General features: G+C 53.1%; 19 protein-coding genes. 11 read left to right on the forward strand and 8 right to left on the reverse strand.

The annotated features are described in order from the left end of the window. Positions 1 to 202: 202 nt before the first annotated feature. Positions 203 to 2479, reverse strand: a complete 2277-nt coding sequence (clpA, locus tag E6P06_RS18530) for an ATP-dependent Clp protease ATP-binding subunit ClpA (RefSeq protein WP_003036804.1) — start codon at positions 2477 to 2479, stop codon at positions 203 to 205. A 30-nt stretch (positions 2480 to 2509) separates the two neighbouring features. Continuing rightward, the gene (gene clpS / locus E6P06_RS18535) at positions 2510 to 2830 is read right to left on the reverse strand and encodes an ATP-dependent Clp protease adapter ClpS (protein WP_003036810.1); all 321 of its coding nucleotides are present in this window, start codon (positions 2828 to 2830) and stop codon (positions 2510 to 2512) included. A gap of 323 nt (positions 2831 to 3153) precedes the next feature. On the opposite strand from clpS, the gene cspD reads away from it, so the two are divergent. Then, positions 3154 to 3378 (forward strand): cold shock-like protein CspD, encoded by a 225-nt coding sequence (gene cspD, locus E6P06_RS18540; RefSeq protein WP_003036813.1) that lies wholly within the window; start codon positions 3154 to 3156, stop codon positions 3376 to 3378. 74 nt (positions 3379 to 3452) lie between these two features. Here the strand turns inward: cspD and macB are convergent, their stop codons facing one another. Together macB and macA are read right to left on the reverse strand one after the other, a co-directional pair. Continuing rightward, entirely contained in the window at positions 3453 to 5399 is a 1947-nt protein-coding gene (gene macB / locus E6P06_RS18545) for a macrolide ABC transporter ATP-binding protein/permease MacB (protein ID WP_003840216.1), read from the reverse strand. After that, positions 5396 to 6511, reverse strand: a complete 1116-nt coding sequence (gene macA / locus E6P06_RS18550; protein ID WP_139935558.1) for a macrolide transporter subunit MacA — start codon at positions 6509 to 6511, stop codon at positions 5396 to 5398. The genes macB and macA overlap by 4 nt, the downstream gene beginning before the upstream one ends. Before the next feature lie 159 nt (positions 6512 to 6670). On the opposite strand from macA, the gene E6P06_RS18555 reads away from it, so the two are divergent. Continuing rightward, the gene (locus tag E6P06_RS18555; protein ID WP_058842342.1) at positions 6671 to 7618 is read left to right on the forward strand and encodes a VirK/YbjX family protein; all 948 of its coding nucleotides are present in this window, start codon (positions 6671 to 6673) and stop codon (positions 7616 to 7618) included. Here E6P06_RS18555 and E6P06_RS18560 read toward each other — a convergent pair. After that, a complete protein-coding gene (locus tag E6P06_RS18560; protein WP_003036822.1) occupies positions 7615 to 9273 on the reverse strand; it encodes an ATP-dependent endonuclease in 1659 nt (552 codons plus the stop codon). The two genes, E6P06_RS18555 and E6P06_RS18560, sit on opposite strands and share 4 nt — an antisense overlap. Before the next feature lie 371 nt (positions 9274 to 9644). Here E6P06_RS18560 and aqpZ point away from each other — a divergent pair, with 371 nt between their 5' ends. The 5 genes from aqpZ (at position 9645) to E6P06_RS18585 (ending at position 15983) form a co-directional block, all read left to right on the forward strand. Further along, positions 9645 to 10340 carry an aquaporin Z gene (gene aqpZ / locus E6P06_RS18565; RefSeq protein ID WP_003840208.1) on the forward strand — a complete coding sequence of 232 codons (696 nt, stop codon included), beginning with the start codon at positions 9645 to 9647 and terminating at the stop codon, positions 10338 to 10340. A gap of 143 nt (positions 10341 to 10483) precedes the next feature. Beyond that, positions 10484 to 11383 carry a lysine exporter LysO family protein gene (locus tag E6P06_RS18570; protein WP_058842341.1) on the forward strand — a complete coding sequence of 300 codons (900 nt, stop codon included), beginning with the start codon at positions 10484 to 10486 and terminating at the stop codon, positions 11381 to 11383. Between the two features lie 155 nt (positions 11384 to 11538). Continuing rightward, positions 11539 to 13191, forward strand: a complete 1653-nt coding sequence (hcp, locus tag E6P06_RS18575) for a hydroxylamine reductase (RefSeq protein WP_044701892.1) — start codon at positions 11539 to 11541, stop codon at positions 13189 to 13191. 10 nt (positions 13192 to 13201) lie between these two features. Continuing rightward, entirely contained in the window at positions 13202 to 14170 is a 969-nt protein-coding gene (gene hcr / locus E6P06_RS18580) for an NADH oxidoreductase (protein ID WP_003027256.1), read from the forward strand. Positions 14171 to 14369: 199 nt separating this feature from the next. Further along, the gene (locus E6P06_RS18585) at positions 14370 to 15983 is read left to right on the forward strand and encodes an FAD-NAD(P)-binding protein (protein ID WP_139935559.1); all 1614 of its coding nucleotides are present in this window, start codon (positions 14370 to 14372) and stop codon (positions 15981 to 15983) included. A gap of 76 nt (positions 15984 to 16059) precedes the next feature. Here E6P06_RS18585 and E6P06_RS18590 read toward each other — a convergent pair whose 3' ends face one another. Continuing rightward, positions 16060 to 16494, reverse strand: a complete 435-nt coding sequence (locus E6P06_RS18590) for a DoxX family protein (RefSeq protein ID WP_003840198.1) — start codon at positions 16492 to 16494, stop codon at positions 16060 to 16062. Between the two features lie 153 nt (positions 16495 to 16647). Between E6P06_RS18590 and poxB the strand changes: the two genes are divergently transcribed. The 4 genes from poxB to E6P06_RS18610 all read left to right on the forward strand — a co-directional run bounded on the left by poxB (position 16648) and on the right by E6P06_RS18610 (position 22075). Beyond that, the gene (poxB, locus tag E6P06_RS18595) at positions 16648 to 18366 is read left to right on the forward strand and encodes a ubiquinone-dependent pyruvate dehydrogenase (protein ID WP_003027264.1); all 1719 of its coding nucleotides are present in this window, start codon (positions 16648 to 16650) and stop codon (positions 18364 to 18366) included. Positions 18367 to 18521: 155 nt separating this feature from the next. Next, the gene (gene ltaE, locus E6P06_RS18600; protein WP_139935560.1) at positions 18522 to 19523 is read left to right on the forward strand and encodes a low-specificity L-threonine aldolase; all 1002 of its coding nucleotides are present in this window, start codon (positions 18522 to 18524) and stop codon (positions 19521 to 19523) included. 10 nt (positions 19524 to 19533) lie between these two features. Next, positions 19534 to 20964 carry an SDR family oxidoreductase gene (locus E6P06_RS18605; RefSeq protein ID WP_119174723.1) on the forward strand — a complete coding sequence of 477 codons (1431 nt, stop codon included), beginning with the start codon at positions 19534 to 19536 and terminating at the stop codon, positions 20962 to 20964. Between the two features lie 97 nt (positions 20965 to 21061). Beyond that, positions 21062 to 22075: an NAD(P)-dependent oxidoreductase gene (locus E6P06_RS18610; RefSeq protein WP_071667351.1), complete on the forward strand. Its 1014-nt coding sequence runs from the start codon at positions 21062 to 21064 to the stop codon at positions 22073 to 22075. Between the two features lie 106 nt (positions 22076 to 22181). Here E6P06_RS18610 and E6P06_RS18615 read toward each other — a convergent pair whose 3' ends face one another. Together E6P06_RS18615 and E6P06_RS18620 are read right to left on the reverse strand one after the other, a co-directional pair. Further along, positions 22182 to 23012: an N-acetylmuramoyl-L-alanine amidase gene (locus E6P06_RS18615; protein ID WP_054528573.1), complete on the reverse strand. Its 831-nt coding sequence runs from the start codon at positions 23010 to 23012 to the stop codon at positions 22182 to 22184. Beyond that, complete coding sequence (locus E6P06_RS18620; protein ID WP_001160725.1) at positions 23009 to 23332, reverse strand: heavy metal-binding domain-containing protein; 324 nt, start codon at positions 23330 to 23332, stop codon at positions 23009 to 23011. Before E6P06_RS18620 ends, E6P06_RS18615 begins: the two co-directional genes overlap by 4 nt. Positions 23333 to 23423: the final 91 nt, after the last annotated feature.

Genomic DNA, 23423 nt, shown 5'->3' on the forward strand with positions numbered 1-23423 from the left:
AAGGGTATTATCCCCTCCGCTGAAAAACATAACCCATAAATGCTAGCTGTACCAGGAACCACCTCCTTAGCCTGCGTAATCTCCCTTACGCAGGCTTATTTTTTGCCTGCCATTTAAACTCTCCGAATCTCCCCAATTCAAATCTTTACTTTCAGGCGAAAAAAAACCGGGCATTACGCCCGGCTCATTAGGTGATTAAAGATTAATGTGCTGCTTCTGGCTTGTGCTTTTGTGCACTCTGGAAACCATAGGTCAGCTCATTTTTCTCTTTATCCAGCGCAACGGTCACCTGACCGCCATCTACCAGCGAACCGAACAGCAGTTCGTTAGCCAATGGTTTTTTCAGGTTATCCTGGACAACACGCGTCATTGGACGTGCGCCCATTGCGCGGTCATAGCCTTTCTCTGCCAGCCAGTCACGTGCTTCCTGACTCACTTCAAGAGAGACACCTTTCTGATCCAGCTGAACCTGAAGCTCGACGATAAACTTATCAACAACCTGATGAATCACCTCGGTAGAGAGATGATCGAACCAGATAATGTTGTCGAGACGGTTACGGAATTCCGGCGTAAACACTTTTTTGATTTCGCCCATCGCATCAGTACTGTTGTCCTGATGAATCAACCCAATCGATTTACGCTCAGTTTCACGTACACCAGCGTTGGTGGTCATGACCAGCACCACGTTGCGGAAATCCGCTTTACGCCCGTTATTGTCGGTCAGCGTGCCGTTATCCATCACCTGCAGCAACAGGTTAAAGACATCCGGGTGCGCTTTTTCGATTTCATCCAGCAGCAGTACCGCATGCGGATGCTTAATAACAGCATCAGTCAGCAAACCGCCCTGGTCAAAACCGACATATCCTGGAGGCGCACCAATCAGACGGCTGACCGTGTGGCGTTCCATATACTCGGACATATCAAAACGCAGCAGTTCAATGCCGAGGGCTTTGGAGAGCTGCACCGTGACTTCGGTCTTACCGACGCCAGTTGGTCCGGCAAACAGGAACGAACCGACCGGCTTATGCTCGTGTCCCAGCCCGGCACGGCTCATTTTGATCGCTTCAGTCAGCGCCTCAATGGCTTTATCCTGTCCGAATACCAGCATTTTCAGACGGTTGCCCAAGTTTTTCAGCGTGTCGCGATCGCTCTGCGATACGCTCTTCTCCGGGATCCTCGCAATGCGGGCCACCACGGACTCAATATCCGCCACGTTGACGGTTTTCTTGCGCTTACTGACCGGCATCAGACGCGCACGCGCGCCCGCCTCATCAATCACGTCAATCGCTTTATCCGGCAGATGACGATCGTTAATGTATTTCACCGCCAGTTCGACCGCTGCACGCACCGCTTTGGCGGTATAGCGGACGTCATGGTGCGCTTCGTATTTCGGCTTCAGACCATTGATTATCTGCACGGTCTCTTCTACCGATGGTTCAGTGACATCGATTTTCTGGAAACGGCGCGCTAACGCACGGTCCTTTTCAAAGATATTGCTGAATTCCTGATAGGTTGTGGAGCCTATAACACGGATCTTACCGCTGGAGAGCAGCGGCTTGATCAGGTTAGCCGCATCCACCTGGCCGCCCGATGCCGCACCCGCACCGATAATGGTGTGGATCTCATCGATAAACAGAATGCTGTTAGTATCCTGTTCCAGCTGTTTCAGCAGCGCCTTAAAGCGTTTCTCAAAATCACCGCGATATTTAGTGCCTGCCAGCAGCGAGCCGATATCCAGGGAGTAAAGGGTGCAATCAGCCATGATTTCAGGCACATCACCCTGGACGATACGCCAGGCGAGGCCTTCGGCAATGGCGGTTTTACCGACACCAGACTCTCCCACCAGCAGCGGGTTGTTTTTTCTGCGACGGCACAGTACCTGAATGGCGCGCTCCAGCTCTTTGTCCCGGCCAATGAGCGGATCAATTCCGCCCACTCGGGCAAGCTGGTTAAGGTTAGTCGTGAAGTTCTCCATACGGTCCTCCCCGCCAGCTTGCTCTTCGTTATTTGGCTGATTCCCAGAGTCAGAAGACTGGCTGGGTTCATCTTTACGCGTGCCATGAGAGATAAAATTCACCACATCAAGACGACTTACTTCATGCTTACGCAGCAGATAAGCCGCCTGAGATTCCTGCTCGCTGAAGATAGCAACCAGCACATTTGCGCCGGTAACTTCATTGCGTCCGGAGGACTGAACATGAAAGACCGCACGTTGCAGTACACGCTGAAAACTCAACGTCGGCTGCGTGTCGCGCTCTTCCTCACTGGCAGGCAATACAGGTGTGGTCTGTTCAATGAAGGCTTCGAGTTCCTGACGGAGCGCCACCAGATCCACAGAACACGCTTCCAGCGCTTCGCGGGCCGACGGGTTACTGAGCAACGCCAGTAACAAGTGCTCGACGGTCATAAACTCATGTCGGTGCTCGCGCGCTCTGGCGAAAGCCATGTTTAAACTGAGTTCCAGTTCTTGATTGAGCATAGGCACCTCCCCCAATGTTTATGCCTGCATTCAGGCTTTTTCCAGCGTACACAGCAACGGATGCTCGTTCTCCCTCGCATATTTGTTCACCATCGCTACTTTGGTTTCAGCCACTTCGGCAGTAAACACGCCGCAAATCGCTTTGCCTTGATAGTGAACTGCAAGCATCAGTTGCGTTGCACGTTCTACATCATAAGAAAAGAATTTTTGTAACACGTCAATAACAAACTCCATCGGAGTGTAATCATCATTGACTAATATCACTTTATACATAGATGGCGGTTTTAGCGCGTCGCGCAATTTGTCTTCCGCCAGCAGATCGAAATCCAGCCAGTCGTTCGTCTTACCCATTGTCAGTCGTCATCTTCAGTTACGGTTTCCGGCAGAAAATCTTGCCGCTGACAAGCAGCCTATGCGCACAATCAATCTACCTCAAGTATTAGATAACTATCATCTATTAGTGCCATCCGCGACATCTGTCACATAACCGACAATAGCGTTAACTGCTTCAAATTTTGATGCATTTTTACCCTATTCTGTCTGCCTGGCGCTTGACGCCCCGCCTGATTTCTCTAAATTGTAGTTTCGAGAGTTGGCGAGGTTTTGAACAGCCCCCACTCCGCCACCGGTTCATTCCATCTTACTTATATAAGATTTACGAAGGATGTCGAAGTATGGAAACGGGTACTGTTAAGTGGTTCAACAACGCCAAAGGGTTTGGTTTCATTTGCCCCGAAGGCGGCGGCGAAGATATTTTCGCCCATTATTCCACCATTCAGATGGATGGTTACAGAACGCTAAAAGCCGGACAGTCTGTCCAGTTTGATGTCCACCAAGGGCCAAAAGGCAATCATGCCAGTGTCATCGTGCCTGTCATTGAAGCAGAAGCTGTCGCATAGCTCTTCTGTCTCATTGTGTACATCCTGCAGTCAAAATGCCAGCCTTTGCGGCTGGCATTTTTATCTCTGTGGCATTATTCCCGCGCCAGAGCATCTACTGGATCCAGACGTGCCGCATTCCGCGCCGGTAGCCAGCCAAACAACACCCCGGTTGCAGTCGAACACAGGAACGCCGTCAACAGCGCGACGGGTGAGAATCCAATTTCCCAGCCCGGCAGGAATAGCTGAAGTGTAAAGGCGATCAGCATCGACAGGCTAATGCCCAACGCGCCGCCAACCAGACACACTAACACCGCTTCAATTAAGAACTGTTGCAGCACATCACTGGCACGCGCGCCTACCGCCATACGAATGCCAATCTCACGCGTTCGTTCGGTTACCGAAACCAGCATAATATTCATCACGCCAATCCCACCAACCACCAGCGAAATCACCGCCACCAGCGTCAGGAAGAGTTGTAATGTACGTGTGGTCTTTTCAGCGGTTTTCAAGACACCGTCCATATTCCAGGTGAAGAAATCCTTCTTACCGTGGCGCAACGTCAACAGTCGGGTCAGTTGCTGTTCGGCCTGGGCACTGTCAAAACCATCCTTTACTCGCACGGTGATCGAGTTCAGCCACGACTGCCCCATAATTCGTCCGGACATGGTGCTGTAGGGCAGCCAGACCCGCAGGATCTTGCTACTGCCGAACATCGACTGTTTCTCTTCTGCAACGCCAATTACCGTGGCCGGCATATTTCCCACCAGCACGACTTCGCCGACAACTTTCGCCTTATTGGGGAACAACTGGCGCCGGGTATTACTGTCGAGCACCACCACCTGAGCGCGCCCCGCCAGTTGCTCGGCGTTAAAGGTGGTCCCTTCGCTAAATGTCATGCCATAGACGTTGAAATAGTCGCCGCTAACGCCGTTAGCACTGGCAGCAACGTCGATATTGCCATAGCGTAACCGCAGGTTCTTCGACACTGCAGGTGTTACCGAACTGACCCAGGGTTGCTTCTGTAGCGCCGTCAAATCGTCATACTTCAATGCCTGTTGATATTGCGGATCGTCGTCGCCGAAATCTTTGCCAGGATAGATATCAATGGTGTTAGTACCAATAGCGCGAATATCTGCCAGTACCAGTTGTTTAGCCGCATCGCCTACCACCACGATCGACACCACAGAAGCAATACCGATGATGATCCCAAGCATGGTGAGTAGCGTTCGCATCTTATTCGCGGCCATTGCCAGCCAGGCCATGGTAAGCGCTTCACGAAAACCGCTGACAAACTGGCTCCAGCCGGATGCCGTTTTCACCGTTGGCTCCGCGATATCGCGTCCGCCAGAGGGTTTCTGTGGCGGCGGATTGCGCACAATCTCGCCGTCACGAATTTCAATGACCCGCTCGGCCTGTGCAGCAACCTGCGGGTCATGCGTGACGATAATTACCGTGTGCCCGCGATCGCGCAGCTGATGCAAAATCGCCATCACCTCTTCGCCGGAATGGCTATCCAGTGCACCGGTGGGTTCGTCGGCAAGGATCACCTGCCCCCCGTTCATCAGTGCACGTGCGATACTGACCCGCTGCTGCTGACCACCGGAAAGTTGAGAAGGTTGATAATCAACCCTGTCGCCCAGACCCAGCCGTTGGAGTAATTCCTGCGCACGCGCCAGGCGCTGCTTACGCTCGGTGCCAGCGTAGACCGCAGGCACCTCGACATTTTGCGCCGCGGTTAAATGTGACAGCAAATGATAGCGCTGGAAGATAAAGCCGAAATGCTCACGGCGCAGCTGTGCCAGCGCATCGCTATCCAGCGTGGAGACATCCCGTCCGGCAACCCGATACGTACCGCTGGTAGGTTTGTCCAGACAGCCGAGAATGTTCATCAGCGTCGATTTACCCGAACCCGACGCCCCGACAATCGCCACCATTTCCCCGGCCTGAATGCTCAAGGATACGTCCTTCAACACCTCAACCTGGCCTTCACCTGAGGGATAGCTGCGGCGGATATGGCTCAGTTCAAGCAATGCTGTCATTTTGCAGCTCCAGCGTTGCCCTCGCCGGTAATGACTTCATCACCCTCTTCCAGCCCTTTCACGATCTCCACATCGGTGTCATTCCGCGCGCCGATAACCACTTCACGTTCGCGGGTTTCGCCGTTACGCAGTAGCTTGACGCTATAGCGGTTGTTACCAATAGGATCGCCCAGTGCCGACAGCGGGATCGTCAGAACATTTTTGACATCAGTGAGCTGGATATGGACCTGCGCGGTCATATCCAGACGCAGGATCCCTTTCGGATTGGGAACTTCGAAGCGGGCATAGTAGAAAATCGCATCATTCACTTTCTCTGGCGTCGGAAGAACATCTTTCAGCGTGCCTTCGTAGCGCGTCTGCGGATCGCCCAGTACGGTAAACCAGGCTTTTTGCCCAGGTTGCAGGTGAATTACATCAGCCTCAGAAACCTGCGCTTTTACCAGCATGGTGCTCATATCCGCCAGCGTCAGAATATTAGGTGCCTGCTGAGCGGCAATAACGGTTTGCCCTTGTAGGGTAGTAATTTGCGTTACTTCGCCTGCCATTGGCGCGACAATGCGGGTGTAATCAAGGTTGGTTTTTGCCGTATCGAGAGAAGCCTGATTACGTTTAATTTGCGCGTCAATTGCGCCAATTTGCGCCTGTTTGACCGCCATTTCGGTGGCCGCCGTGTCGAGATCCTGCTGTGAAACGGCCTGGGTTTTTGCCAGCTGTTGCTGACGGGAAAGCGTCACCCGCGCCAGTTTCCACTCAGCTTCTGCCTGTAAACGCTGGGCGCGCAATTCCATTAGCGTCGCTTCAACCTCTTTGATTTGGTTTTGCGCCTGTTCAGGATCGATTACGCCGAGCAACTGATCTTTTTTGACTTTATCGCCAATCGCGACCGACAGCGTTTTTAACTGCCCGCTGACCTGCGCCCCGACGTCAACTTTACGCAGCGCATCCAGTTTACCGGTAGCCAGCACGCTTTGCTGCAGATCGCCCGGACGAACAATTAATGTTTGATACTGAGGTAAAGGCGCATTAAGCGTTCGCCAAAGTGCAATTACCGCCACAATAAGGATGATGGCGAACAGAAAATAGCGTTTTTTGATTTTTCCCTTGAGCTTCATAAATGCCCCAATTCCCCCAATACGTCCACCAGAGTGGAGTGCTAAACATCAACGTTAAATAAATCGCCGTTGAAAAGCGCAAGAATAACAGAGTTATTGATGAATGGTTAAGATCCGCTGTGCTGAAATTAGTACCAGGGTATCAATCGGATTTATATTATGAGTCAACTAACTGAAAGCACTTTTCTTTCCACCAAACCCGTCACCAGCTTTGGTCTTTTTTACAGCCTGAGCAGCGGCCATTTACGTCCCGCACATTGCTGGGATAAGCGGAGCTTTCGTCGTAAGTTTATCTGGCGCTCACTCTTGATACCTCGCCTCACCCAGGAATGGATGACAGAACTGTCCCAATGGCCGGATCTTGAAAACCTGCTATCCCACCAACCCCGACTGCCGGTGCGTTTGCATCGTCCTTACCTTGCCGCAAACTTCACCCGTAAAATGCGTTTAGACGCGGTGCGTTTTCATTATAATGTTATCCGCCATGCATTTTTACCCGCAGAATTTAACGCCTTATTAAGCAATGACGGCTTACAGCTGGCGCAAATTGAAGGCAAAGATGGCGATATATTTACCGTAACCATGATGATGTTCCCGGTGCTGGATAAAGAGGGAGAGAGCACTATTCAGGTGCAAAATGGCGACGGCGACGTGCTGACTAAAATGACGTTTACGTTCTGCGAATATAATGGCAAAAGTACATTATTTATTGGCGGTGTGCAGGGCAATGCACAACTTCCTCACGAAGCAATCCAAAAAGCGACCAAGTCCTGTCACGGGATATTCCCAAAACGTATTGTAATGGAAGCCATTTGCCGGTTAGCAGAGCGATTGAATATCGATAATGTTATGGCAGTCAGCAATGAACAGCATATCTTTCGCAGCCAACGCTACCACGATAAAAATAAGGTAATTCATTCCGACTACAACGCATTTTGGGAATCGGTTGGCGGCGAGTGCGACAGACACGGGTACTATCATATTCCGCGCACGCTGGCGCGAAAAAACGAGGCGGATATTGCCAGCAAAAAACGCGCAGAATACCGCCGCCGCTATCAGCTACTGGACAGCATCCATTCGCAGCTGTCGTCGATGTTTCACCACTAATCCGCTCTACCGCGTGCCAGCCACAGCACGCGGGAAAACATTTTTCGCAGCAGCGTTGGCACTGCGTCAACGCCGCGCCGCCCGGCTTCCATCGCTACCTCAATGGCTAAATCCGGTTTTGACGAACGATGTATCGCCTTGGAGATAATTTTGCGCATATTCATGGGCACGTTCTCCGGGATTTGCGCCACCCGGTGAAAGACGTCAGCAAACCCCTGGCGATACATAAAGTGTTCCATATCCAGCGCGGGGAGCATGGTCAAATGCTCACGCTCTTCCTCTCTGTCGTCATTCAATAAGCTACGTACCGTGGCCGCATACTTTTTCCCGGCTTCATCACCATCGACCAGCACATGCCACTCGATACCCATCCGGCGGGCGAATTTAACCAGCGGCTTAAGGCCGGACTGGGCGAATTCAATAACTTTAATCCCTTCTGCATCAAAGTGATGTCCGCACTGACGGGCCAGTTCGTTAATAACCCAGGTTTCCGTTTCGCCTTCTACCAGCAACCAGCAGCGGGCAAACAACGATGACGCACGATTAAAACGAATATGAAATGCGATTCGCCGACCATCTTCTGCACTGATCCCACCCGGCCCCAGCCGCCAGGCGGCAACGCGGGATGATTCACGTACCAGACGAACAACATGTTCCACGGGCGTAAGGGACAACAGTTCACCGGAGTTGGTTGTCGCCACTCGCTGCAGAGGCAGTAAATTCAACAAGTGCCAGGCCACCGACAGCATGATGGGATGTAAACGCGTTTCCGGATCTTCCACCAGCAATAAAGGTCGGGCGTCTTTATCCAGCCTCAGCGTGCCTTTGGCCTGCAACAGGGTCGAAAACAGGCCCAACAGAATAACCCGATGCGTACGTCCGCCGGGTTTATCAATCATGCGATTAATAATGTCCAGATAGCGCCAGCTCCGTTGTTCGTTATTCGAGCGACGGCGCATCAGACGGTAACGGGACTGGCCAGCCCCCTGCTCGGAAAAATAGTGCTCCAACAACTGCACCATGGCCGATAACCCCTGGCGGATCTGTCCGTCGGTCAGGTTTTGCGGTCGGGTAGCCAGCTCACGCGCCAGAAAATCCAGTTGGCGGGCGGTGACTTCGACGTCCGCCGAATCCGGCACGGTACCGTTGCGGATCCGGCGCATAAATCGCGCGTCGCGCAGACGCAGTACCGGCATCAGGCGCACAAGATGCCGCGCCTGATCGTTAATGTCATCGAGAGGTAATGGATGGCCGTCGCCGTCAAGAAAACTGCGCAAGGTCAGAACGCTACCGTCATCCGCACACTCGCCTTCCAGACGATAAAAAATGCGGTGATAGCCATCCTGGCACGGCGTCCAGCTGGCTTCCAGAGGGCGATAGCGACGTACCCGGTGACGCCCCGGCTGGGATTCACGAAACGTCAGGATAATGTGCAGGTGGTGTTCCCGGCCCTGTATGTCGCCCGGCGGGAACCAGAAATCCTCGCGGACAAAATGATACAAGTCTGGCTCCGGCGACAGCAGCAGGGTTAAGGCATCCAGCAGACTGGATTTACCCCACGCGTTCTCCCCAATCAGCACGTTGCTCTGCTCCAGCATCAACGACAGACGGTTAATACCACGAAATCCAACAATCTCAACGCGTTCGAGAATCATATAGCCTCCGGAAATGCTAACTTTTTCCTTCAAGTTATCAGGAGTATAACGGCAAGCGGGGGCTCAGGACACCCGATATCAATCTGGCGTGAATCGCAAAAGCAAAAAAAATAAGAATATTCTTCTTATGTTTTCTCCTGAATATAATTTCAGAACTTAATCATCGTCCTTTCGCTAATTGGACTATGCTTCATTCACCCAAGATTCAAAAAGGAATCGCAACATATTGCCTTAAATCAAATTTTTTCATCAATTTAACTGGCGAAGGGATGATATTTTTTTCTAAAATACCCGCTCTTTCATCATCGTCCCTTTTAGCGATGAATTACCGGGCAAGGAATACGAACCCGGAACTTTTAATTGAGGTGGTTATGTTCAGGAAATTAGCAGCTGAATTCTTCGGTACGTTTTGGCTCGTTTTTGGTGGGTGCGGTAGTGCAGTGCTGGCAGCCGCATTCCCGGAATTGGGAATTGGATTTGCCGGTGTCGCGCTGGCATTCGGCCTGACCGTATTAACCATGGCATTCGCCGTGGGTCATATTTCAGGTGGGCATTTTAACCCGGCGGTAACCTTCGGTTTATGGGCTGGCGGTCGTTTCCCGGCAAAAGATGTTATTGGTTACGTTATTGCTCAGGTTGTAGGCGGTATTGTTGCAGCAGCGGCGCTGTATCTTATTGCCAGCGGTAAAGCAGGTTTTGATGCAACGGCCAGTGGTTTTGCTTCAAACGGCTTTGGTGAACATTCACCAGGCGGTTATTCCATGCTTTCTGCCGTCGTCATTGAAATTATTCTGACCGCAGGCTTCTTATTAGTGATCCACGGCGCGACCGATAAACATGCTCCGGCAGGTTTTGCACCTATCGCAATTGGTCTGGCGTTAACTCTGATCCACTTGATCAGTATTCCAGTCACCAACACCTCCGTAAACCCGGCACGTAGTACCGCAGTAGCCATTTTCCAGGGCGGCTGGGCATTGCAACAATTGTGGTTCTTCTGGGTTATGCCGATTATCGGTGGGGTACTCGGCGGCCTTATTTACCGCACTCTGCTGGAAAAACGCGATTAATCGCTAACAAAAAAGGCCTGGCGCAAGTCAGGTCTTTTTATCCTCTCTATATTTCCTTTTATTTGCAACTTTACTCCCCTCTTTGCTTTGAGTAGTGTGTGCTAGCGCATTTCGTCTTACTTCTCAGCAAGGATCTGGTTTTCATGTTTTCAGGGCTGTTAATCATTCTGGTTCCCCTTATTGTGGGCTACCTTATTCCGCTCCGGCACAGGACTGCATTACAACTTATCAATCGCCTGTTGAGCTGGATCGTCTACCTTATTCTCTTTTTTATGGGTATTAGCCTGGCGTTTCTGGATAATCTCGCCAGCAACCTGTTAGCTATTCTTCATTATTCTGCGGTCAGCGTGACGGTCATTATACTGTGTAATATTGCGGCGCTGTTCTGGCTGGAGCGTTCGCTGCCCTGGAGACACAACCACAAGCAAGAAAAACTCCCCTCGCGAATTGCAATGGCGCTTGAGTCGCTCCAGCTTTGCGGCGTCGTTGTCATCGGTTTCCTGCTCGGCCTCACTGGGCTTCCCATTCTGCAGCATGCCACCGAAGCCAGCGAATATACGTTAATCTTTTTACTGTTCCTGGTGGGGATCCAACTGCGCAACAGCGGTATGACCTTAAAGCAAATTGTGCTGAACCGTCGGGGGATGATCGTAGCCGTCGTCGTCGTCGCCAGTTCGATGCTGGCGGGGGTTATCAATGCATTGATCCTCGGTCTGCCGCTGAAAACCGCGCTGGCGATGGCATCAGGTTTTGGCTGGTATTCCCTGTCCGGTATTCTGTTGACCGAATCGTTCGGACCCGTAATTGGTAGTTCCGCCTTCTTTAACGACCTGGCCCGTGAACTGATCGCCATTATGTTGATTCCAGGAATGGTGGGCCGCAGCCGCTCTACCGCGCTGGGATTATGCGGCGCGACATCAATGGATTTCACCCTGCCCGTTTTACAACGCAGCGGCGGCCTGGAAATGGTCCCGGCAGCCATCGTCCACGGCTTTATTTTGAGTCTGTTAGTGCCTCTGCTGATGGCGTTTTTCTCCGCCTGACGCCAGGGCAAATACCTCTCTGGCGGTAGTCAGCTACCGCCAAAATTGCGCTAAATCAATCTCCCTGCAAGTAGTAGCAGAAATCCCTTTTATCCCTACGCGCACAGGCATAATCTTAAACATGTATATTAAATATAACTTTAAAAGGTGTGACCATGTTTTGTGTGCAATGTGAACAAACCATCCGTACTCCGGCAGGAAACGGCTGCTCTTACGCGCAGGGTATGTGCGGTAAAACGGCTGAAACCTCCGATTTGCAGGATCTGCTGATTGCTTCCCTACAAGGTCTGTCTGCATGGGCTGTTAAAGCACGTGAATACGGCATCATCGACCATGAGGTTGATAACTTTGCGCCGCGTGCGTTCTTCTCCACGCTGACTAACGTAAACTTCGATTCCCCGCGTATTGTTGGCTATGCCCGTGAAGCTATCGCCATGCGCGACGCCCTGAAAGCACAATGCCTGGCTAAAGACGCTAACGCCACCGTCGATAACCCGATGGCCGATCTGCAACTGGTCAGCGACGATCTGGGCGACCTGCAACGTCAGGCCGCTGAATTCACCCCGAATAAAGACAAAGCGACCATCGGCGATAATATCCTCGGCCTGCGTCTGCTGTGTCTGTACGGCCTGAAAGGTGCGGCAGCTTACATGGAGCACGCCCACGTTCTTGGTCAGTACGACAACGATATCTATGCTCAGTACCACAAAATCATGGCGTGGCTGGGTACCTGGCCTTCCGATATGAACGCTCTGCTGGAGTGTTCAATGGAAATCGGCCAGATGAACTTCAAAGTGATGAGCATTCTGGACGCCGGTGAAACCACTAAATACGGTCACCCGACCCCGACTCAGGTCAACGTAAAAGCAACCGAAGGTAAGTGCATCCTGATCTCCGGTCACGACCTGAAAGATCTCTACAACCTGCTTGAGCAGACTGAAGGCACCGGTGTTAACGTTTATACCCACGGCGAAATGCTGCCAGCACACGGCTATCCGGAACTGCGTAAGTTCAAACACCTAATCGGTAACTACGGCAGCGGCTGGCAGAACCAGCAGGTTGAATTCGCCCGCTTCCCTGGCCCAATCGTGATGACTTCTAACTGCATCATCGACCCAACCGTTGGCGCCTACGACGACCGTATCTGGACCCGTAGCATCGTCGGCTGGCCGGGCGTGAGCCACCTTGAAGGTGACGATTTCGGTCCGGTTATCGCACAGGCGCAGCAGATGGCTGGCTTCCCGTACAGTGAAATTCCGCACCTGATCACCGTAGGTTTCGGTCGTCAGACCCTGCTGGGCGCTGCTGATACCCTGATCGACCTGGTGAGCCGCGAAAAACTGCGTCACATCTTCCTGGTTGGCGGTTGTGACGGCGCACGTGGTGAACGTAACTACTTCACCGACTTCGCCACCAGCGTACCAGACGACTGCCTGATTCTGACCCTTGCTTGCGGTAAATACCGTTTCAACAAACTGGAATTCGGCGATATCGAAGGTCTGCCGCGTCTGGTCGATGCCGGTCAGTGTAACGATGCCTACTCTGCCATTATCCTGGCGGTAACCCTGGCTGAGAAACTGGGCTGTGGCGTGAACGATCTGCCGCTGTCTCTGGTACTCTCCTGGTTCGAACAGAAAGCGATTGTTATTCTGCTGACCCTGCTGTCTCTGGGCGTGAAAAACATCGTAACTGGCCCGACTGCGCCTGGTTTCTTCACACCGGATCTGCTGGCAGTTCTCAACGAGAAATTTGGTCTGCGTTCCGTGACCACCGTTGAAGAAGACATGAAGCAACTGCTGAGCGCGTAAGGAGTAAAGAATGACAATGCCAACTCATCAGTGCCCATGGCGGATGCAGGTTCACCACATCCATCAGGAAACGCCGGATGTATGGACAATTTCGTTGCTGTGCCACGATTATTATCCTTACCGCGCCGGGCAGTATGCACTGGTCAGCGTACGTAATTCAGCGGATACGCTGCGTGCTTACACCATTTCCTCAACGCCGGGCGTTAGCGAGTACATTACGTTGACCATCCGCCGGATTGACGATGGTGCAGGTTCACAGTGGCTAACCCGCGACGTGAAGCGCGGCGACTATATCTGGCTGTCCGATGCCATGGGTGAGTTCACCTGTGAAGATAAAGCGGAAGACAAGTTCCTGATGCTGGCCGCAGGCTGTGGTGTTACGCCAATCATGTCAATGCGTCGCTGGTTGGCAAAGTACCGCCCGCAAGCGGATGTACAGGTAATCTTTAACGTTCGCTCGCCGCAAGATGTCATTTTTGCCGACGAGTGGCGTGAATATCCGGTGACATTAGTTGCTGAAAACAATGCCACCGAAGGTTTTGTTTCCGGCCGACTGACTACCGAACTGCTGAAAAGCGTACCGGATCTGACCTCGCGTACCGTGATGACCTGTGGCCCGGCACCGTATATGGATCTGGTCGAGAAAGAAGTCAAAGCACTGGGTGTGACGCGCTTCTTTAAAGAGCAGTTCTTCACACCTGTTGCCGAAGCCGCCACCAGTGGTCTGAAGTTTACTAAGCTACAGCCGGCGAAAGAGTTCTATGCGCCGGTGGGCAGTACGCTGCTGGAAGCGCTGGAAAGCAACAAGGTTCCGGTTGTCGCCGCATGCCGTGCAGGCGTTTGCGGCTGCTGCAAAACCAAAGTGGTTGACGGTAACTACACGGTCAGCAGCACCATGACGCTGACCGACGCAGAAATCGCTGAAGGTTATGTGCTGGCCTGTTCCTGCCATCCGCAGGGTGATTTAGTGCTGGCGTAATTGGCCGGTATCTGATGTGCAAAAGGCTGCCTGGCTGTACCGGGTGGCCTTTTTTATGCTCTCAGACGCTGCAAAATTCTGATATTTTCACTCTCCCCGGCAAAATACCTCCTTCCCCCGTAAATTATCGACCACACTTACACTTCGCAGATTAAGCATAATCCAGGACTACCACGTCGAACTTTCTACAAGGATCCCCATGAAAAAAGTGGCCATTGTCGGCGTCGGTCCCACCGGCATTTATACGTTTCATGCCCTGGTTGAGCGCGGTGAACCGCTGGAAATAGAGCTTTATGAGCAAGCTGAACAGGCGGGCGTTGGCATGCCTTATAACAGCGACAACAACGCAGACTTCATGCTGGCAAATATAGCCAGCATAGAGATCCCACCGATTTATATCAGTTATCTGACGTGGCTACAGAATCAAAGTGATGACTATCTGGCGCAGTTTCGGATTGAACGTAATTCTTTGCATGAACGGCAATTTTTGCCCCGCGTGATCCTCGGTGACTATTATCGCGATCGTTTATTCGCTATCGTCGAGAAAGCGCGAGGCTCAGGCTTGGCGATTAGCATAAACGAATCAAGCGAAGTCACCGACCTGCGCGCAAACCCGAATGGGGTCTCTCTGTGGATCAATCATGCTTCACAGCCTGTCGAGGTGGACTTCGCCGCTATCGCCACCGGCCATCTGTGGCCTGAAACGGATGTACAGACACGGAAGTTTTTCCCCAGCCCGTGGACCGGTCTGATGGACGTCCAGATTAGCGCTTGCCGGGTAGGAATTCTCGGCACCTCGCTCAGCGCGATTGACGCAGCGATGGCCGTGGCCTGCCAACACGGTGCCTTCACCACCGGGGCTGATAACGCACTCCAGTTTATCTGTAAATCCGACAGCCAAAGCCTGAAGCTGACCCTAATGTCGCGCAGCGGTGTGCTGCCTGAAGCGGATTTTTACTGCCCTCTGCCCTATGAATCGTTGAACATCGCAACGCCTGAAGCAATTGAAGACGTCATTGTCCATGGGCAAAAAGGATTACTGGACCGCATTTTCCGGATTATTGTACAACAACTGCAAGATGCAGCCCCGCAATGGAGCCAAGAGATAGCACTTGAGACGCTCAACGCCGATACATTCCCCGAGGCCTACTTTGCCGACAGGCTTGAGCACGATCCTTTTGAATGGGCGAAGCGCAACCTGATTGAAGTTGAACGCAACAAACAGGAACAGCGTACCGTCGCGTGGCGCTATACACTGCTGCGGCTACACGAGGTAATCGAAGAGATCGTCCCACATCTTGATCCGTCTGATGAAAAGCGCTTTAAGCGAGGACTGGCGCGCGTGTTTATCGACAATTATGCGGCAATCCCGTCTGAATCAGTCCGCCGACTGCTGGCGCTGCACGACGCCGGGCTGATTGAGATCCTCACACTTGGTGCGGATTATGAGCGTACGAATGAGCAGGAAATGACGGTAATTTACCACCACGGTCGACGCAGCGAATTCGATGTGTTTATTGACGCCCGAGGGCAACGGGCATTGCAGAGCAAAGATATCCCTTTCCCAACGCTACGCGATCAACTGCTGGCCTGTGGCGATGAGATCCCGGATATCGGCGAAGATTACACGCTGCAAGCGCCGGAAAACGCCCGCAATCGCATCGCTTTTGGCGGGCTGCCGTGGTTGATGCACGATCGTCCGTTTATTCAGGGACTGGTTGTCAGCGCTGAAATAGGCGCCGCGATGGCAAGGGCATTGACGCAGCGAGCGCTGAGACGTCGGCACAAACTATGGAACAGTGATGACATATAGATTAGCGACAGATTGAACGACGAGGCGGGCAAACCGTCAGCGCACCCCCGCCTCGGTATTGACTCTCAAATGGTAACTATCGCCAGGCAGAATTTCCTGCAACGGAGTAACGCCCCGCCCCCAAAAACGCCACGGCCAGCGCGCCGATGAAGAAATACACCAGACTTTCAATCGCCCATGCACCGGTTTTATCCAGTGTCCAGGTTTCGCCCATCCCGACCATCAGCCATGCCACAACCATCGTAAACGCCAGCCCCAACGCCGCAGGACGCGTCAGGATGCCTAGAATAATCAGACACGGCGCTACAACCTCTCCCAGCAGAACGCCGTACGCAATAAAGCCCGGGAAACCTTTCGCTATCAACATGCCGCTGATGCCATCAATACCAGCAAACAGTTTATGCAGCCCATGAAACAGCATCAGCCCACCGACGGCAAGGCGTAACAAAAACTTGCCAAAATCTTCGTGAGTCAGTACCCGGTTAACTGAATTTAATAGTTTTATAACCATTTGAATTTATTCCTTGTTTCACCATATCCAATAACAAACTACGCTTAATACAGGTTAAATGAAACCTGCCGGAAATAAGGGGGAAATGAGAAGCATAACGATTATCTTCATCTAAACTTGTAACCGGTATCACATTAGAGGAGAAGGAAAACCATGAAACAAACGGTTGCCGCTTTTATTGCTAAAACACTCGAACAGGCTGGCGTAAAACGCATTTGGGGTGTAACGGGTGACTCGCTAAATGGTCTGAGTGATAGTCTGAATCGTATGGGAACAATTGACTGGATGCCAACCCGTCATGAAGAGGTTGCGGCCTTCGCCGCGGGCGCTGAAGCGCAGTTGACGGGCGAACTGGCCGTCTGCGCAGGTTCGTGTGGGCCAGGCAACCTGCACCTGATTAACGGCCTGTTTGATTGCCACCGCAACCACGTTCCGGTACTGGCAATCGCCGCGCATATTCCATCCAGTGAAATAGGCAGCGGTTATTTTCAGGAGACCCACCCGCAAGAGTTGTTCCGTGAATGTAGCCATTATTGCGAGCTGGTCTCCAGCCCTGAGCAGATCCCCCAGGTGCTGGCTATAGCTATGCGTAAAGCGGTGCTCAACCGTGGCGTCTCCGTGGTGGTATTACCCGGCGACGTGGCGCTGAAGCCCGCCCCTGAAAGCGCCACCACGCACTGGTATCATGCGCCACTCCCGGTAGTCACCCCGGAAGAGGAAGAGCTGAGAAAACTGGCGCAACTGCTGCGCTACTCCAGCAACATCGCCCTGATGTGCGGCAGCGGCTGCGCCGGTGCGCATAAAGAGCTGGTTGAGTTTGCGGCTAAAATCAAAGCCCCGATCGTGCACGCTCTGCGCGGGAAAGAGCATGTTGAGTACGATAACCCCTATGACGTGGGTATGACCGGGCTGATTGGCTTTTCATCCGGCTTCCATACCATGATGAATGCCGACACGCTGATCCTGCTCGGTACCCAGTTCCCCTATCGCCCGTTCTACCCCACCGACGCCAAAATTATTCAGATTGATATCAATCCGGCGAGTATTGGCGCGCACAGTAAAGTTGATATGGCGCTGGTAGGCGATATTAAATCCACGTTACGTGCCCTACTACCTCTGGTGGAAGAGAAAACCGAGCGGCAGTTCCTGGACAAAGCACTGGAGCACTACCGCGAGGCGCGCAAAGGGCTGGATGATTTAGCCAAGCCCAGCGATAAAGCTATTCACCCGCAATATCTGGCGCAACAGATCAGCCACTTTGCCGCTGACGATGCCATCTTTACCTGCGACGTTGGCACGCCAACGGTGTGGGCAGCACGCTATCTGAAAATGAACGGCAAACGTCGCCTGCTCGGATCGTTTAACCACGGGTCGATGGCTAATGCCATGCCGCAGGCACTCGGCGCACAAGCGACCGAACCAGGACGTCAGGTTGTGGCAATGTGCGGTGACGGTGGCTTTAGCATGCTGATGGGCGATTTTCTGTCGGTGGTACAAATGAAGTTACCGGTGAAGATTATTGTCTTCAACAACAGCGTGCTGGGATTTGTGGCGATGGAGATGAAAGCTGGTGGTTATCTGACTGACGGCACCGAACTGCACGACACGAATTTCGCGCGGATTGCCGAGGCCTGTGGCATCACGGGCATTCGCGTGGAGAAATCTTCAGAGGTTGATGAGGCGCTGCAAAGGGCGATGTCAATTGACGGTCCGGTGCTGGTCGATGTGGTGGTGGCGAAAGAAGAGCTGGCGATCCCGCCGCAGATCAAGCTCGAACAAGCCAAAGGTTTTAGCCTGTATATGCTGCGCGCAATCATCAGCGGACGCGGTGATGAAGTGATCGAACTAGCGAAAACGAACTGGCTCAGGTAAAACATCCTTATTAAACCACACACAAAATCATTCATGATGCATCAAGGCGGCAAGCCCGAAAATCCCCAGGAGCATAGGAATACTATGTGACTGGGGTTTGAGGGTGCGGCCAACGCCGAGGCAGCTTGAAGGATGAAGTGTAATAAGGAGATACCATGATTGATTTACGCAGTGATACCGTCACCCGACCCAGTCGCGCCATGCTCGAAGAGATGATGGCCGCCCCGGTCGGGGACGACGTTTACGGTGATGATCCTACCGTTAATGCCCTCCAGCAATACGCGGCCGAGCTTTCTGGCAAAGAAGCCGCCATTTTCTTACCTACCGGCACTCAGGCGAACCTGGTTGCACTGCTCAGCCATTGTCAGCGCGGCGAAGAGTATATCGCCGGTCAGGGCGCGCATAACTATCTCTACGAAGCGGGTGGCGCAGCGGTGCTCGGCAGCATTCAACCGCAACCCATCGATGCCGCGCCGGATGGCTCCCTGCCGCTGGACAAAGTGGCAGCAAAAATCAAAGCAGACGATATCCATTTTGCCCGCACCCGTCTGCTCAGTCTGGAAAACACGCATAACGGCAAAGTGCTGCCGCGCGAGTATCTGAAAGAGGCCTGGGAATTCGCCCGGGAGCGCAATCTTGCCCTGCACGTCGACGGCGCGCGTATTTTTAACGCCATCGTCGCCTATGGCTGTGAGCTTAAAGATGTCACGCAATACTGCGACTCGTTCACCATTTGTCTTTCCAAAGGTCTGGGAACGCCGGTAGGCTCGCTGCTGGTCGGCAGCCACGAGTACATCAAGCGTGCCATTCGCTGGCGCAAAATGACCGGCGGCGGCATGCGCCAGGCGGGTATTTTGGCGGCGGCCGGACTGTATGCGCTGAAAAATAACGTGGCGCGTTTGCAGGAAGACCATGACAACGCCGCCTGGATGGCGGAGCAACTGCGCGAAGCAGGGGCGGACGTCATGCGCCACGACACCAACATGCTGTTTGTTCGCGTTGGCGAACAGCACGCGGCCGCGCTGGGTGAATATATGAAAGCGCAGGGTGTGCTGATTAACGCCTCCCCGATTGTGCGCCTGGTGATGCATCTGGACGTATCACGTGAACAACTTGCTGAAGTCGTCGCCCACTGGCGCGCTTTTTTAACCCAATAAGGAGATGGGCGTGCCGCAACGGATTTTGGTTCTTGGCGCCAGTGGCTACATTGGTCAACATTTGGTACAGGCGCTCAGTCAGCAAGGGCATCAGGTGTTGGCTGCGGCACGTCGCATTGAACGACTGGAAAAGCAGCAACTGGCCAACGTCAGTTGCCATAAGGTCGATTTGAATTGGCCAGATAACCTCCCCCCGCTGCTGGCGGGTGTTGATACGGTTTATTACCTGGTCCATGGTATGGGTGAAGGCGGTGATTTTATCGCCCACGAACGTCAGGTGGCGATGAACGTCCGCGATGCACTGCGTAATACACCAATCAAACAGCTTATTTTCCTGAGCTCATTACAGGCTCCCCGGCATGAACAATCCGATCATCTGCGTGCGCGACAGATAACCGCAGATACTCTGCGTGAATCAGGCGTGCCAATGACGGAATTGCGTGCGGGCATTATCGTGGGGGCAGGTTCCGCTGCCTTTGAAGTGATGCGCGACATGGTCTACAACCTGCCGGTACTCACCCCTCCGCGCTGGGTACGTTCGCGCACCACACCTATCGCGCTGGTGAATTTGATGTACTACCTGGTGGCGTTGTTGGATCATCCCACGCAACATCACCGCGTACTCGAAGCAGCCGGCCCGCAGGTGTTGAGCTATCAGGAACAGTTCGAGCATTTTATGGCGGTCAGCGGTAAACATCGCCTGCTCATCCCCATCCCCTTCCCTACCCGCTGGATTTCGGTCTGGTTTTTAAACGTCATTACGTCAGTGCCGCCAACCACGGCCAAGGCGCTGATCCAGGGCTTAAAACACGACCTGCTGGCCGATGACACCGAACTACGTGCGCTGATCCCGCAAAAGCTGATTGCCTTTGATGACGCGGTGCGCAGTACGTTGAAGGAAGAAGAAAAGCTGGTCAACTCCAGCGACTGGGGTTACGACGCGCAGGCGTTTGCCCGCTGGCGTCCAGAATATGGCTATTTCGCCAAACAAGCTGGCTTTAGCGTTGAAACCGCCGCCAGCAAAAAAGCACTGTGGCAGGTAGTGAATCGACTCGGCGGCAAAGAAGGCTATTTCTTTGGCAATATTCTATGGAAGACGCGCGCGGCCTTGGACCTGCTGGTCGGCCATAAGCTGGCAAAAGGTCGTCCCGAACACCCACTATTGCAAGTTGGCGACACCGTTGATAGCTGGAAAGTCATCATCGTTGAGCCGGAGAAACAGCTGACGCTGCTGTTTGGGATGAAAGCGCCGGGATTGGGTCGCCTGAGCTTCACACTGGAAGATAAAGGCGATCATCGGCGCATTGATGTACGCGCCTGGTGGCATCCGCACGGTATGCCTGGCCTCTTCTACTGGCTGTTGATGATCCCCGCGCACCTGTTCATTTTCAGGGGGATGGCGAAGCGTATAGCCAAACTTGCAGAACAAATCACAGACTAATGATAAAAAGAGCCTGTATTCTTTCATGTTTCCCATTGCATACAGGCGTATTTCACGGAAGAATGCGCACGACGTTTTTTAAACACAGTGGATTGATATGAAGGTACTGGTTACCGGAGCCACCAGCGGCTTGGGCCGAAACGCGGTTGAGTTTTTATGCAGCAAAGGCGTCAGCGTCAGAGCCACCGGTCGCAACGAAGCGATGGGCAAGCTGCTGGAGAAAATGGGCGCAGAATTTGTGCATGCGGATTTGACCGAGCTGGTTTCTTCGCAAGCAAAAGTGATGCTTGCCGGCATCGACACGCTGTGGCACTGCTCCAGTTTTACCTCACCGTGGGGAACTCAGGAAGCCTTCGATCTGGCCAACGTTCGCGCAACTCGCCGTCTGGGCGAGTGGGCCGTGGCCTGGGGCGTTCGCAACTTCATTCATATCTCCTCGCCGTCGCTCTATTTTGATTATCACCACCATCGCGATATCAAAGAGGACTTTCGTCCGCACCGCTTCGCCAATGAATTTGCCCGCAGCAAAGCAGCTGGCGAAGACGTGATCGCGTTGCTGGCGCAGGCCAACCCGCAGACGCGTTTTACGGTATTGCGTCCGCAAAGCCTGTTCGGACCACACGATAAGGTCTTTATCCCGCGCCTGGCCCATATGATGTACCACTATGGCAGCATCCTGTTGCCGCACGGCGGAAGTGCGCTGGTAGATATGACCTACTACGAAAATGCAGTGCACGCGATGTGGCTGGCAAGTCAGCAAGCCTGCGATAAGCTGCCGTCAGGTCGCGCGTACAACATTACCAACGGCGAGCATCGCACTCTGCGCAGCATTGTGCAGAAGCTCATCGACGAGCTGAATATTGATTGTCGGATCCGCTCCGTTCCCTACCCGATGCTGGACATGATTGCCCGCAGCATGGAGCGTTTAGGCAATAAATCGGCAAAAGAGCCAAAGCTGACGCATTACGGCGTCTCGAAGCTAAATTTTGATTTTACGCTGGATACTACCCGCGCTCAGGAAGAGTTGGGTTATAAGCCCATTGTGACGCTGGATGCTGGGATTGAACGTACCGCGGCCTGGCTGCGCGACCATGGTAAGCTGCCGCGTTAACCATTGCCGGATGGCGGCGCAAGCGCTTTATCCGGCCTACAAAAAACCAGCCCAAATTAGTCGTAGGCCTGATAAGCGAAGCGCCATCAGGCATTGGTGTTCTGCGTTAACCCTGCCCGTATTTTTCCAGTAACGCTTCGGCAATCGCCTGAGTTTCTGCATCCGCCGCGCCGTTCCACAGCGTCGGGCGGAAGTGCATTTGGAAGGCCATAATCACCCGCTGCTGTTCGCGCGGCGTCATATCAGATTTTATCTCATAGCCGTAACGCGACAGCAGATCGAGTAAAGATTCGGTTGCTACCGGCGTATGAGGCGCTCGCCCGGCAAGATAAAATGCTACGCGCTGAGTGTCCGGCCACGCGCCAATTCCCTGTTCGGCCAGCACTTTCCATGGGAAAAGCGGTCCAGGATCGTCCTTACGTTGCGGCGCGATGTCCGCATGGGCTACCACGTTCTGCGGTTTTATGTCGTAGCGGGCGATAATATCTTTCGCCAATGGGATCAGCGCCTGAATCTGCGCGGGTTCAAACGGCGCAAAATATTTTATCCCTGCCGATTTTTGCCAGCCGCGGTTTTCCAGCTCAATGCCAATTGAGGTATCGTTAATACGCGTAGCGCCACGCCAGAAGCTAATCCCCGCATGCCAGGCCAGATCTTTTTCCGGCACCAGTTGCCAGATACGCGGTTTGCCGTGGTAGAGCGGCGGCACAGCCGGGATCAAATAATGCGAGCTGACGTTTTTATCGGTCAGCGTAGCCAGAGAAGAGTCAAAATCATCGGCCGTGTAATGGATAACCAGCACTTTAATGCGTGGATAAGCAGCCTGTGCCTGACGGCGGGTATCTAACTGATACCCGTCTTTGTCGACAATCCCTTTTTCGCCAGCACATCCCACCAGCAACAGCGTAAATGCCAGCAGACACAACAGACGCTTCATCGGCGAGTTTTCACCGCGGTACCGCTGACGCTCACCATCAGCATACTGCCGTCTTTGCCCACGGTTTCGTAATCAATATCAATACCGACCACCGCATCAGCACCCAGCGCTTTGGCCTGTTCGCCCAGCTCCTGGAAAGCAATTTCACGCGCTTTACGCAGCTCTTTTTCATACGCGCCGGAGCGACCGCCGACAATATCGCGAATGCCGGCGAAAAAATCGCGGAAAATATTCGCGCCTAAAATGGCTTCGCCAGTCACAACACCGCAGTATTCCACGATGCTCTGCCCTTCCAGCGTAGGGGTAGTCGAAAACTGCATGGTTAATCTCCTTTTTGCGCTAAGAGCACGATCTCAAAAGCATTATCGAACCGATCCACTATCATTGAAAGGATATATTCTATCAACGTAG

Source organism: Citrobacter sp. CF971 (assembly GCF_006385635.1).
Classification (GTDB): Bacteria; Pseudomonadota; Gammaproteobacteria; order Enterobacterales; family Enterobacteriaceae; genus Citrobacter; species Citrobacter freundii.